The sequence below is a fragment of the Mucilaginibacter sp. genome, from assembly GCF_041088075.1.
Classification (GTDB): Bacteria; Bacteroidota; Bacteroidia; order Sphingobacteriales; family Sphingobacteriaceae; genus Mucilaginibacter_A.
Window position 1 is genome coordinate 1 of sequence record NZ_JBGCVY010000011.1, and the last position, 13,821, is coordinate 13,821.

10 protein-coding genes are annotated in these 13,821 nt (G+C 39.4%); 7 read left to right on the forward strand and 3 right to left on the reverse strand.

The genetic code is table 11. The features are described 5' to 3' along the window. Nucleotides 1-354 precede the first annotated feature (354 nt). Both V5804_RS01435 and V5804_RS01440 read right to left on the reverse strand, forming a co-directional pair. The gene (locus V5804_RS01435; protein ID WP_369589595.1) at nt 355-2,661 is read right to left on the reverse strand and encodes an Rv1355c family protein; all 2,307 of its coding nucleotides are present in this window, start codon (nt 2,659-2,661) and stop codon (nt 355-357) included. A gap of 62 nt (nt 2,662-2,723) precedes the next feature. Further along, on the reverse strand, nt 2,724-3,431 hold the full coding sequence (locus V5804_RS01440; protein WP_369589596.1) for a hypothetical protein: 708 nt from the start codon (nt 3,429-3,431) through the stop codon (nt 2,724-2,726). A 488-nt stretch (nt 3,432-3,919) separates the two neighbouring features. Between V5804_RS01440 and V5804_RS01445 the strand changes: the two genes are divergently transcribed. Together V5804_RS01445 and V5804_RS01450 are read left to right on the forward strand one after the other, a co-directional pair. After that, complete coding sequence (locus V5804_RS01445) at nt 3,920-4,384, forward strand: response regulator (protein ID WP_369589597.1); 465 nt, start codon at nt 3,920-3,922, stop codon at nt 4,382-4,384. Between the two features lie 137 nt (nt 4,385-4,521). Continuing rightward, complete coding sequence (locus V5804_RS01450; protein WP_369589598.1) at nt 4,522-6,702, forward strand: S9 family peptidase; 2,181 nt, start codon at nt 4,522-4,524, stop codon at nt 6,700-6,702. A gap of 232 nt (nt 6,703-6,934) precedes the next feature. On the opposite strand, the gene mutY is transcribed toward V5804_RS01450, so the two are convergent. Continuing rightward, complete coding sequence (gene mutY, locus V5804_RS01455) at nt 6,935-8,020, reverse strand: A/G-specific adenine glycosylase (protein WP_369589599.1); 1,086 nt, start codon at nt 8,018-8,020, stop codon at nt 6,935-6,937. 156 nt (nt 8,021-8,176) lie between these two features. Between mutY and V5804_RS01460 the strand changes: the two genes are divergently transcribed. The 5 genes from V5804_RS01460 (at nt 8,177) to V5804_RS01480 (ending at nt 13,778) form a co-directional block, all read left to right on the forward strand. Further along, nucleotides 8,177-8,476 carry an HU family DNA-binding protein gene (locus V5804_RS01460; protein WP_369589600.1) on the forward strand — a complete coding sequence of 100 codons (300 nt, stop codon included), beginning with the start codon at nt 8,177-8,179 and terminating at the stop codon, nt 8,474-8,476. Between the two features lie 7 nt (nt 8,477-8,483). Further along, nucleotides 8,484-9,347, forward strand: coding sequence for a hypothetical protein (locus V5804_RS01465; protein WP_369589601.1), 864 nt, complete (start codon nt 8,484-8,486; stop codon nt 9,345-9,347). 240 nt (nt 9,348-9,587) lie between these two features. Further along, nucleotides 9,588-11,138, forward strand: coding sequence for a ribonuclease E/G (locus V5804_RS01470; RefSeq protein WP_369589602.1), 1,551 nt, complete (start codon nt 9,588-9,590; stop codon nt 11,136-11,138). Between the two features lie 589 nt (nt 11,139-11,727). Further along, nucleotides 11,728-13,137 (forward strand): DNA repair protein RadA, encoded by a 1,410-nt coding sequence (radA, locus tag V5804_RS01475; protein WP_369589603.1) that lies wholly within the window; start codon nt 11,728-11,730, stop codon nt 13,135-13,137. Between the two features lie 38 nt (nt 13,138-13,175). Next, nucleotides 13,176-13,778 carry a Uma2 family endonuclease gene (locus tag V5804_RS01480; RefSeq protein ID WP_369589604.1) on the forward strand — a complete coding sequence of 201 codons (603 nt, stop codon included), beginning with the start codon at nt 13,176-13,178 and terminating at the stop codon, nt 13,776-13,778. Nucleotides 13,779-13,821: the final 43 nt, after the last annotated feature.

The window sequence follows — 13,821 nt, forward strand, 5'->3', positions numbered from 1 at the left end:
ATAATTTGTTTCATTGATAAAGCTTTTATAATTCGAATAAAATATTAATACTTATAGCCTGTTTAAATTTATACAAGAAAAAATTATTAATGCTTCTTTTACCACATAAAACTTGGTGTTTGAAACAATTTAAATAAATCAAAAACCAAATTTTTACAAGTTTTTAGGTGATAAAAGAAGCATAAAAAAATAAATGAACAAAATTTAAACAGGCTCTTATTTTATACCTTTAATTTTTTTGGTTTATTTAAAAGACAAATACAGGATTTAAGATGATAAAAGAAAGTATTTAAAATATTTTGCACAAACTTTAATTTGGCTTTAAGGGTTTTTTTAGAATCTTCTGTAAAAATATTATGATAAAGAAAGGACTTCCTTTATCGGTACTCTTAACGATGGCTTTGGTGTTGTGTCTGTTATAAATAACCTAAAAAGGAATATTTTTCCTTCTTTTTCCTCTATAGAAAAAAGGTTTTCAAAGTCAGTTTTCATTTGTAGCAATTCGGCAACTTCTTTTTTTGAAAACAAGTTGTCAAAGGAATTAAGTCTGTTAAATAAAAATATTGAAATACTTAATGGTTGAAATGCAATTTTTTCGTTTGTTGCTGCAAGCCACGCTCTTTCCACAGCCCTTCCTCCTTGAAGAAAGTTTAGCATACTTTGTTCTGGCATTGTTATTAGTCCTATTGCCGACGCAGATAAAGTAGATTTTTTTGAAAGTTTTTCAAGCCCTCTACCAGCCTCCCAATTATTTAAATGTTTTACAACTTCCCAATCTGAGATGATTTTTAAACCAACTTGTTCTGAAGGTGTTAAATCTAAAGAAGTAACGGCCACTCCACGTTTTGTTATTTCAGCTTCTTCATCCGTCCACATTGTTTCAGATAAAAAGTCAATGTGTCCTCCTTTGTTCATAAGCCTTATTCGTTCTGCTTTGGCAATTATTTCGCCAACTTTATCTAAATATTCAGAATCTGTAATTAGCTTTAACTCTGCACCCGGTACTGTTTTTACATAATCACTAATTTTAATTAAACGCTCTTCTTCAATCTCAATTCTTGAAGTAAGCTTTCTGTTTGCTACTCTTAGTGGTATTGCTTTAGCAAGTTCATCAACTAAATGTGGTTCTAAGTTTTCAATTATGTTGTTGTTTTTACTGCTAAAAAAACTATATGCAGCTATTAAATCGCTTTCTACACCTAATGGAAACAATGTACTTTTTACTTCTAAATTTAGTTCATGGGCCTTTAGTACCAGGTTTTCTGTAGCCGTTCCGAAACCAATAAAAGAAGCAGTTTTATCAGAATCAATTAATTGTACCTTATATTCTGAATTGTAAAAAAGATAAAGGTTTTTATTCTGGTATTTCCATTTCCAAGGTTGTGCATTACCCCCAGTTGGTGCGGCAATTGCTGCGCCAACTACTTCTTCAATAGTTTTTTGATCAAGGTTTAACTGTTCTTCTGTTAGTTTTACATCAGCTTTTACTATTAAAGCTTGCATTTCGTTTTCCTGTATGTTTTTTGCACGCTCTGATAGGTGAGGCTGCTTCTCAATTACTTTTTTATTTGCTATCAATACTTCTAAGTCTACAAAGTATCGGCCAGATTCGTTAAACTCATTTAAAAAAACCCTTCTGCAAACATCGGTAGCAATACCTCCTCCTAATGTTACAGCACTTGCTAATTGTGGCCATGTTGTTATGGTGCTTTCTATTTCAGTCATAGAAGCTTTCATACGTAAAGTAAGCGTATCAAAGCCTGAAATGGGCAACATATAAGGAATTTTTTCTTCACTTGTTTTCAAGTTTTTTAAAACATTGAAATCAATATTAAGATGTTCTAACCATCCGTGCATTATTGGTCTTTCTGGTTCAAGATCAAAACGTTCAACATCTACAGTTCCCCTGTCGCTTGCTTCCATTATTACTGGTATTTGTAATTCTTTTGCTTTGATACGGCATAGGATCTTAATATCTATTCCGTCGCATTCGTCAATTACAGCATCTAATTTTCCTCCGTTTGTTAAAAAATCATTTATGTTGTTTTCGGTAATGCCCTCTGTGTAACAAATAGTGTTTATAAAAGGATCTATTTCTGCAATTTCCCTTGCAACCGAATAAGCTTTTAGCAAGCCTAAATTATGAATACCCGTTCTTATTCTATTCAAATTATTTAATTCTAAGGTATCAAAATCAGCTAATCGCAACTCACTACATGCACGTTCTAATGCCATTGTTACTGCTACGGATTGGCCAACTGAAAGCCCTATTATGCCTACCTTTTTTGTGTTTAAAATATCTTGTTCTTGCTTTGTAATTTTATTTCTATTTGCGGCAGTACGCAACTCTATAAATTCATTTTTAGGTAAAACATGGACTAACCTATTGCTCCAATGATAATAAACCCAAATACCGTAATCATATATATCTTTGCCGTTGAGATAATCTTGAATTAATGCAGGGTACTCTGTCGGTTTAATTCTTTTGGTAGGATTTTTTACTTTTATAAATTCCCTTAATTGTCCTTCTATTTCATTATATACTTGAATGAAAGGGTTAGTTTTCAGTAATAAGTTATAGCGTTCTTTGTCTTCTGCTATATTTATATCAAAAAATTGAGGCTTGTAATGTAATTCAGCTTTGTTATAAGAATTTTCCATAAAGTAGTAGTAAATGATTAGATTTAAAAAAATATATTGGATTAGTTCATTGTAGTTTAAATTTATAAATTCGGAATTATTAAACTGTAATCAATTTCCATATTTTGTCCTCTTGGGCCTATTTCATGTTTAATTTGAATAGGGTTTTTTCTTAGATCAAATATCCTGTTTCTTTCTTCTGTTCCAGCGGTAGATAGTTCGACCACATCATTTACCAATGCCGCTGTTGCAATTAAGTCTTCTTTTGGATAATAAAACGTTCCGTTGTTGCCTAAGGAAGTTTCGATCAAAAACCCCATTTTAATACAGCTTTTTACTGTTGCAGGCGCACACAAAGCAAACAATGTATTTAAATTTAATTGTGTTGATATCGCTATTCCTATCCATCCAAGATACCTGGCCCCAAGCCCTAAGCCGGCTACTTCTCTTGAATTCCATAATCCACATAGCTCTCCTGTTCCGTTCGTAGCTAGTTTGTTTACTAAATCATGAATTTTAGGGTCAAATTTTGTAAGTGCCTTTTCAATCGGAAGCTGATATGTATCGCTTACAACTTGTACGCGGGCACCACCGCATACAATGTCTTGATCTTCTGTTTGTATTGTAATTACGTATGTTTTAGGGTCATTAAACCATTCTGTATTTGCTGAAGTAATCATTGTAATGCCAAAACTTTTTAAAACGTTTACATGGCCTTCAACATATTTATAGCAAGTGTCTATATCATCAACAGCCTTAAATGCTTTTATATTAAATTTAAATTCGTTCATATTTAAATTTGCTTTTAATACCTCGATTGGGTTTTACTATAAAGCATAATCATCTTAATGAACTTATTAGTCGGTTTAATTTCTATATAAAAAATATTAAAAGATAAGCTAACATTTTAATAGGACCAATACGTAAAAAGTAGACTTTTAAAATAGCAGTCAAAGTTTAGCAGATAATAGGCGCAGACAAAAGTTTGTCATATTTTAAGTTTGTTTCTAACAATGATCCTGAAAGTTTAAATTATATTAAAGCCTTTGTAAATGTTATCCGTTTTATTTTCCATGCTTCTTTTATCGCATAAAAATGATTATGTTACCATACTTTTTCTACCTATTCGTTCACTACACAAAACCCTTAACTTGTATGACCAAAAGCAGTACTGAAATTTTTTACGATATAAATTTAAAGAGGTTATACCATCCTTTAAATTTAAATTCTTTTAGCTTAAATTTAAATTTATTTACAAGGTATCAATCTTTTTAATTGTATGGCTGAAAAAAAAATTAACATTCTATACGTTGATGATGAGATAAACAACCTAATCTCTTTCAGGGCGGTTTTCCGGATGAGATACCAGGTTTATACCACCCTGGATACAGACGAAGCGATGCAGATTTTGGAGCAAAACCCGGTCGAGATCGTGATTGCCGACCAGCGGATGCCCAAGCTGAACGGAAGCGAATTTTTGCAAAAAGTGGTGGAAAAATTCCCAACCACAGTACGTATGCTACTGACCGGTTTTTCGGATATGGATGCTGTAATTGAGGCAGTTAACAAAGGAAAAATTTTTCATTACCTCACCAAGCCCTGGAACGAAGACGAGATGGACCGGACGCTAAAACGGGCGTACGCCATTTACGAAGAAGGCCAAAACATCAAAGAAATGAACGATAAACTGGCTGTTAGCAACGGGCAGTTAGAGTTTTTGCTACGGCAAAAACTGCTCTCTTAAGTAACAATAATTTTACATTTGCGCCAAAATTTATTGTTAATTTATAGTTAATAGATTGTATTAAAATTAAAATAAACGGCATACTTCTTTTACCACCTATTTTTTGTCCATCTTAAAAAGCTAAACTTTCTTCCCAAATGCTATTTCAAAAATTTATAAAACCACTTTTTTTTACGCTTTCGGTTCTTTTTTTTAATTTTTTTGCCGCTTTTGCACAAGGTAGTTTTGGCACGCAATGGACCAAAGACGGCCAAAGTTATATGCACCAGCAAAATGGCTCTATCGTGCAAACGGACGTAAGCGACCCGAGCAAAGAAATTATACTGGTAAACGAAGCATTGCTTACGCCGAAAGGAAAATCAGCGCCGCTTGCCGTACGCAGTTTTACTTTTTCTGACGACGGCAAAAAGGTGCTTATCTATACCAATTCTAAAAAAGTATGGCGTTATGATACCCGAGGCGATTATTGGGTTGCTGATCTCGTTGCCAAAACTTTGAAACAGGTGGGCAGCGCCCGCCCGGTTTCTTCGTTAATGTTTGCCAAGTTTTCGCCTGATGCAAGCAAGGTTGGTTACGTGAGCGAACACAATATCTACACCGAGGATTTAAAAACCGGCGCCGTAAAAAAGCTGACGACCGACGGAACCAAAAGGCTGATCAACGGCACATTTGATTGGGTTTACGAAGAAGAACTGGATTGCCGTGATGGTTTCCGCTGGTCGCCGGACGGAAAATCCATCGCTTACTGGCAGTTGGACGCCAACAAAATCCGAAACTACCTGATGCTGAACACCACGGATTCACTTTATCCTTTTACGGTTTCGGTTGAATATCCGGTTGTTGGCGAAGATCCAAGCCGTTGCAAAATTGGCGTCGTTAATGTAAGCAGCGGGAAAACGACTTGGATAAAAGTTCCGGGAGATGCCGTACAGCATTATATCCCACGAATGGAATGGGCAGCTAATTCATCAGAACTGATCATCCAGCAACTCAACCGCAGGCAAAACGAAAGTAAAATTATGTTGTGCAATGCGGTTTCGGGCGAAGCAAAAACCATTCATGCCGAAACCGACAAAGCCTGGGTGGATGCCAAAGCAGAACCTGTAGGCTGGGATTGGCTGAACCAGGGCAAAAGTTTTATCTGGCTGAGCGAGAAAGACGGCTGGCGGCATATCTACAACATCAACCGAAACGGACAGGAAAAGCTTTTAACGCAAGGCGATTATGATGTGATCAGTTTGGAACGCATTGACGAAAAGGGCAATTTGATTTATTTTATGGCTTCTCCGGAAAACGCCACGCAAACCTATTTATATAAGGTGAACCTGGACGGCAGCGGAAAAGCAGAACGCGTAACCCCTGCAACTTTGCCCGGAACCCATAGTTATGATATTTCGCCAAACGGAAAAGTGGCACTGCATTATTTTTCTAATAGTTCTACTGCGCCAGTGTTTGATGTGGTTTCGCTGCCTGCCCATCAACAGTTAACAACAAGGCCAGCTTCCGGCCGCAGCCGTAACGCTTCTGCCAACAAGACTGAATTTTTCAAGGTAAAAACAGTAGATGGCGTAACGATGGACGGCTGGATGGTAAAACCGGCCAATTTCGATTCGACTAAAAAATACCCAATTGTGTTTTATGTTTACGGCGAACCGGCCAGCCAAACCGTTAAAGATTCGTACGGCGTCAGCTCCAACCGTTTGTATGTGGGCAATATGGCGAATGATGGTTACATTTATGTTTCGGTAGAAAACCGTGGCTCGCCGGCACCAAAAGGCCGCGAATGGCGGAAAGCGATTTATCACAACATCGGTTCTATCAACATCCGCGACCAGGCGATGGCGGCGAAAGAGATTTTGAAACGGCCGTATGTTGATACCAGCCGGGTTGCGGTTTGGGGCTGGAGCGGCGGCGGCTCTTCCACTTTAAACCTGATGTTCCAATATCCGGAGATTTATAAAACCGGGATTTCGATTGCTGCGGTTGATAACCAACTCAATTACGATAACATTTACCAGGAGCGTTACATGGGTTTATTGCCGGAAGACAGGCATTTTTTTGTGGATAATTCTCCCTTGGCACATGCGCAAAACCTGCGCGGTAATTTGCTGATCGTTCATGGGACCGGCGATGACAACGTACATTATAATAATGCCGAGCAGATGATTAACGCATTAATCAAAAACAACAAGGTTTTCCAGTTGATGAGTTACCCGAACCGGACACATTCTATATCTGAAGGCGAAGGCACGAGCCGGCATTTGGCAACTACTTATACGCAGTTTTTAAAGGAGCATTGCCCGCCGGGGGGACGCTGATTTTTAGGTGGTAAAAGAAGCATTTTGTCATTTCGACCGCAGGGAGAAATTTTCTTTTAAACAGAACAAGATTTTATGCCGATAAAAGAAGCATTGCGGACTTAACTAATCGAAAGAAGATTTCTCCCTCCGGTCGAAATGACAGAACAAATGGCATCAGGCTTAATTTTTAGGCGATAAAAGAAGCATTCTTGATAAAAGTTCTGATGCTTCTTTTACCGCCCCAAATTCATTACTTTAAAAAAAGCATTTCCGTTTGCCGGGCCGGTTCGTGGTAAAACTGGTCCAAAAACCGGTGGATAATCTTTGGCATCGCCAGTTTTTCCAACGAAGCAACCGAAGTGTAAAACCAGGAAGGCTGCAAGTTGACATCTGTTTGGTTTACTTGTAGATGGATAAACCGTGCAAAAACCCGTTGGTGCGTTAAAACGTGTTTTTGAATAGAAGAAGTAGAAATAATAACAGCCTGATTTCCAAAAAAACGATTAAAATCTGGCAGCGCAACCACTTCTTCCACAGCTACAAATGCGGACGTTTCGATCAAAGGCAAATCGTATAAATTCGCCCAAATATCGTTAATGCTTCTTTTATTGAGCAAAATTTGGTGTTCATTGGCCAGCAAAAAATAGTTGAAATAGCGTTCCTTGATTTTCAGGTTCTTTAGTTTTACCGGCAACTGGCTGATGCGGTTGGTTTGATAAGCATTGCAAGCTTCACGAACCGGACAAATATGGCAATCCGGCTTTTTAGGTTTGCACAGCATCGCGCCAAATTCCATTATGGCCTGGTTGTGTTGTCCGGGATGTTTTCGGTCTAAAACCTCGTTGGCCAATTGCTGGAAAATTTTTTTCCCGTTGGTTGAATTGGTGGGTTCTTCCACGCCAAACCATCGCGCCAAAACCCGGTACACGTTGCCATCAACCACGGCTTTTGCTTCATCGGTAGCAAAAGAAGAAATGGCGGCGGCCGTATATTCGCCAATGCCTTTTAACTGGATCAATTCTTCGTAACTTGTTGGAAAAATCCCCTGCTTTTTTTCGAGGATTTGGCGCGCTGTTGTCAGCATATTTCTTCCACGGGAATAATATCCTAAACCTTGCCAAAGCTTTAAAATTTCATCTTCGGAGGCGTGGGCAAAAGCTGTAACATCAGGATATTTTTCCAAAAAACGGTAGAAATAAGGCATGCCTTGTTCTACCCGCGTTTGTTGTAAAATCACTTCGGAAAGCCAGATGGTATAGGCATCGGTGGTGTTGCGCCAGGGCAGGTCGCGTTTGTGTTGCAGGTACCAGTTTTGTATTTCCGCGCTCCAATTCATCCGGCAAAAATACGCAGCCAAAAGCTTAACCAAATCATTGTTAGGCAGATGTGTAAATAAAAAAAACGGAATTATTTTCGGTGTTTCGTTTTAAAGCAATACTTTTGCAACCCCAAAACAGCAATAGGGTTACAAATAAATAAGAGCAAACAGCAAATGACTAAAGCGGAGATAATAGCTGAAATTTCTACCAAAACAGGGATAGAAAAAGTGGATGTGCAGGAAACAGTGGAAGCCTTTTTTAAGGTGGTAAAAGGGGCAATGGTTACCGGGGAAAATGTTTATGTACGTGGCTTTGGTAGTTTTATTGTTAAAAAAAGGGCTGAAAAAACAGCGAGAAATATCTCTAAAAACACGGCAATTATTATTCCCGAGCATTTTATCCCCAGCTTTAAACCAGCAAAAACTTTTGTAGAAAAAGTGCGCACGGGCAACAAAACCAAATCGGATAAATAATTTTAGCATGAAAAAGAAGCAAATAGGTGTAGTTGTAATCGTTGTTGCAATGATGGCCTATTTAATTTCTTTGCCGGTTAAAGGGCTGATCAGGCCGAAAGAAGAACGTACCAGGCCGGGCGCAACCGGTGGTGCCATGCAACATGAAGAGCAGCCTACCAACCGGATTGATGAAGATTATGTGGCGATTGCCGCCAAAAAATTGCTAACGCCGCAAATGGCAGCAGAAATTTCGGACAAAGAAGCCCGGCTTAAAAGCGCAACTTCCGACAAGGAACAACTAACGATTGCAAAAGACCTGGCCCATACCTGGGACGATTTGAACGTGCCTGCACCGGCTGCCTTTTATTACCTATCTATAGCAAGAAAAGAAAATACGGCAGAAAATTGGTTAAATGCCGGCAACCGTTTTAACGACGCTTATAAACTGACCCAGGACACCTTAGCGCAGCCAACGTTTCTGGTTAATGCGGTCGAATCTTTCAAAAAAGCATTGCAAATAGCGCCGGATAACCTGGAAGCGCAAACCGGTTTGGGTATTGCAGATGTAAACGGCGGCGCGCCAAGCCCGATGACAGGTATTGGTTTGTTGTTGGGCGTAGTTGCCAAAGACCCGAAAAATTTGAAAGCGAACTTAAACTTAGGTTTGTTTTCCATGAAATCCGGCCAGTTTGAAAAAGCGGTACAGCGTTTTAAAACCGTGGTAGAACAGAAACCGGAAGTAGAGCCCTACTTTTACCTGGCCGAAAGCTACAAACAGTTGGGCATGAAACTCGAAGCGATTGCCGCTTACCAAAAATGCAAAGAAATGGTTGTTGATGCCGCTTTTAACCAAAAGATGGACGAGTACATCAAAGAATTAAAAAATTAAAAATTAAATAATCTAAATTAAAGAAGTTATGCCAAGCGGTAAAAAAAGAAAACGCCATAAAATGGCCACCCACAAACGGAAAAAACGCCTTAGAAAAAACAGGCATAAAAAGAAATAATTTACGCTTTTCCCATTTAAGGGCACTCTGTAATACAGAGCGCCTTTTCTTGTTTTTTTGATAAATTTTCTTAATTTTTTTAATATAACGGTCGTTATTTTCCGTTAATAAGGAGTAAGTAATTGATAAAAGAATTAGTTATCGATGCTTCCCCGGCTGGCGCAACTATTGCTTTGTTGCAAAACAAGCAGCTTGTAGAACTTCACAAAGAGCAAACCAACAACAATTATACCGTTGGTGATATTTATTTGGGCAGGATAAAAAAAATCATGCCCAGCTTAAATGCTGCTTTTGTGGATGTAGGCTACGAAAAAGATGCTTTCCTGCATTACCTTGATCTGGGTGCGCAGGTACAGTCTTTGTTAAAACTGACTAAAACAGTCCGTGGCGGAAGTTATAAATCAAAACTACTGGATCATTTTACGCTTGAAAAGGATATTGCCAAATCGGGCAAAATCTCTGATATTTTAAGCAAAAACCAGTTGATACCGGTTCAGATCGCTAAAGAACCGATTTCTACCAAAGGCCCCAGGCTTAGTTCCGATCTGTCTATTGCAGGCCGTTACGTGGTGTTGGTGCCTTTTTCGGATGCTATTTCTATCTCCAAAAAGATCAAAAGCAATACCGAACGCAACCGGTTGCGTAAGATCGTGGAAAGCATCAAGCCTAAAAACTTTGGGGTGATTATCCGTACCGTTTCCGAAGAAAAAGGCGTGGACGAGCTGCAGAAAGACCTGTTGGATTTGATTGCCAAATGGGAATCTTTTACCACGCGTTTGCCTGCAACAGAACCGGCAAAAAAGATTTTGGGCGAGATTGACCGCACTTCTACTTTGCTGCGCGATTTGCTGAATGCCGATTTCCAAAGCATCACCGTTAATGATCAATCTATTTTTGAAGAAGTACGATCGTATGTCAAAGAAATTTCGCCTGATCTGGAAAAGATAGTGAAGCTGCATAAAAACAGTGTTCCTGTTTTTGAGCATTTGGGCATCGAAAAGCAAATCAAATCGGCTTTTGGCAAAACGGTAAACCTTCCCGGCGGCGCTTATCTGGTCATCGAACATACCGAAGCTTTGCACGTGATTGATGTAAACAGCGGAAACCGGACAGCCAGCAAAGAAAACCAGGAGGAAAACGCTTTCCAGGTGAACAAAGAAGCGGCAAAGGAAATTGCGCGACAGTTGCGTCTGCGCGATATGGGCGGCATCGTGGTGATTGATTTTATTGATATGCACTTGCCCAACAACCGCAAAGATTTGTTTGAGTTTATGCGCGATGAAATGCGGCTCGACCGGGCAAAGCACACTGTTTTGCCGCCATCAAAATTTGGCTTGATCCAACTGACCAGGCAGCGCGTTCGCCCGGAAATGAACATTGTTACTTCCGAAATTTGTCCGACTTGCAACGGAACCGGCACTGTCCGCCCGAGCATTTTGTTGCTGGACGATATCGAGAACAACCTCAACTACGTGTTGCAGGAACAGAACGAAAAAGGCATTACGTTGTGTGTGCATCCTTATATTGAAGCCTACATCAAACGAGGCCTTTTTAACCGTCAGATGAAATGGTATTTGCGTTACCACCAATGGATTAAGGTGAAAAGTATGCCTAATTATACCATGAATGAGTTTCATTTCCTGTCTTCCAAAGACGAAGAAATCAAGCTTTAGCATTCCGAGAAAAACTTACAAGGTTTACGGTTTTACAAAATGTACCAACATTGTAAAACTGTAAACCTTTTTTGTTGATGCTGTTTTTACCGGTGTTTTTTTGGTGGAAATTCCGTAAATTGTATTCCTGAATCAGCTTAAATTTAAACGCTGTTTTATTTAAGGCGTGTTTAAGTTTTGTTCAATTTATTGGCCATGCTTCTTTTACCACCTAAAAATTGGCAAACATTTGGTTTTTGATTTTATTCAAATTCTGCAAACACCAATTTTTGTAAGGTAAAAAAAGCATTGTATTATTTCTATTATTGAAGTTGTTTAAACTTTTGGTGTTACGTATTCTATTTTATTTTCATGTATTAATAAAGGACACACCCCTAACCCCTCTCGAGAGGGGAAGCATAGTTTGCCACCTTTCTAACGTTTGGAAAGGCGACGTTTGCAGGTTCCCCTCTCGAGAGGGGCAAGGGGTGTGTCCCTTATTTTTATGCCCTAAAAGAAGCATCCGGAATTAATTTTAAACAACTTCATTAATTTAAACAAGCCCTTAACCCTGTAATCATTTTTAAAAACCCTGTAATCCTAATATCAATTGGCTAAAACTAAAAGTGCCTATTTTTGCCAAAGCTGCGGCTTTGAAGCGCCCAAATGGCTGGGCAAATGTCCGCAATGCGGGCAATGGAACACGTTTGTAGAAGAAGTGATCGAAAAAGCAAACACGGCTGTTCCGGAATGGAAACCAGCCTCTACAAGTTTGCAACGTGCGAACAAACCTGTCCCGGTTTCAGAAATTGCCTTTACCGAAGAAGACCGTTTGATTACGCCCGATAAAGAACTAAACCGTGTTTTAGGCGGAGGGATTGTGGGCGGCTCGTTAATTTTATTGGGAGGAGAACCGGGCATCGGAAAATCAACCTTAATGCTGCAATTGGCTTTGATTATTCCGGGCTTAAAAGTGCTTTACGTTTCTGGGGAAGAGAGCGAGCGGCAAATCAAAATGCGTTCCGAGCGCATCAGTGCTTCTTTTACCGGTAAAATTAACAACCCGTTTGTGCTAGTAGAAACTTCAACCCAAAATATTTTTAAACAGATTGAAGCCATTGAGCCGGATCTGGTCATCATTGATTCGATCCAAACCTTGCATTCGGCACATATCGAATCTACGCCGGGAAGCGTTTCGCAAGTGCGCGAATGCACCGCTGAACTGATGCGTTTTGCCAAAGAAACTTCCACGCCCGTTTTTCTGATTGGCCACATCACCAAAGACGGCGCCATTGCCGGTCCAAAGATTTTGGAACACATGGTAGATACCGTTTTGCAGTTTGAGGGCGACCAGCACCATGTTTACCGTATTTTGCGCACGATTAAAAACCGTTTTGGCTCTTCTTCCGAGTTGGGGATTTATGAAATGCAGGGCGAAGGTTTGCGCGAAGTTTCCAATCCGTCCGAAATCTTGTTGTCGCAACGGGATGAAGCTTTAAGCGGCATCACCATTTCGGCAACGCTGGAAGGAATGCGCCCGATGCTGATCGAAACGCAGGCTTTGGTCAGCGCTTCGCCTTACGGAACGCCGCAACGTTCGGCCACCGGTTTTGATAACAAACGGATGAACATGCTGCTGGCCGTGTTGGAAAAACGCTGCGGTTTCAGGTTGAGTGCCAAAGATGTTTTCCTGAACATTACGGGCGGGATCCGGGTAGAAGATCCAGCAATTGATTTGGGTTTGGCCGCTGCCATTATTTCTTCGCACGAAGATATTCCGGTTTCTTTTAAAACCTGTTTTGCCGGCGAATTGGGTTTATCCGGAGAAATCCGCGCCGTTAACCGTGTGGAACAACGCATTGCCGAAGCCCAGAAGTTAGGTTTCGAGCAAATTGTTATTTCGCGCTACAACCTTCCCGCCGCCGGAAAAAACAAAAAAGCCTTGGATTTTTCAAGATACAATATTGAAGTAAAAGCGGTGAGTAGGATTGAAGAAGTTTTTCAGTTGCTTTTTGGTTGAGGAATGCCGAAATTTATATGGATAAAAACAGTATGTTTATGGAAACCCAGGAAATTATGCAATTATCTGATCTCGATCTTTCAAAAACTTATACTTATGCCGATTATTTGCAATGGAAATTTGATGAAAGAGTAGAATTAATAAAAGGTCGGATTTTTAAAATGAGTCCGGCACCAAGTTCTTATCATCAGGAGATAGCTGCAGAGATAACCAGAGTTTTTGCAAATTATTTAAAAGGGAAAATGTGTAAAGTGTATCCTGCCCCATTTGATGTTCGCCTTACAAAAAAATCATTGCTGAACGAAGCTATAACTACAGTAGTTCAGCCTGATATTTGTGTGGTTTGCGACCGAAGAAAAATTGATAAAGCAGGTTGTATCGGTGCTCCAGATATTGTGGTCGAAATTCTTTCTCTGGGAAATAACAAAACAGAGTTACAAAATAAATATAATGTTTACGAAGAAAATGGGGTACCCGAATATTGGATTGTTTCTCCACAACAAAAAACCTTTTTAAAATATGTTTTAAACCAGGAAGGGATTTATGTAGCTTCCAGGTTACTATCTGCCGAAGAAGAAGTAACCACGCCAATACTTCCTGGTTTTGTACTTGATTTAGAAGAGGTTTTAAAAGATAATTAATAATCAATTTTAGTGTAATACTGAAAGTAATTAAGTTTTAAGA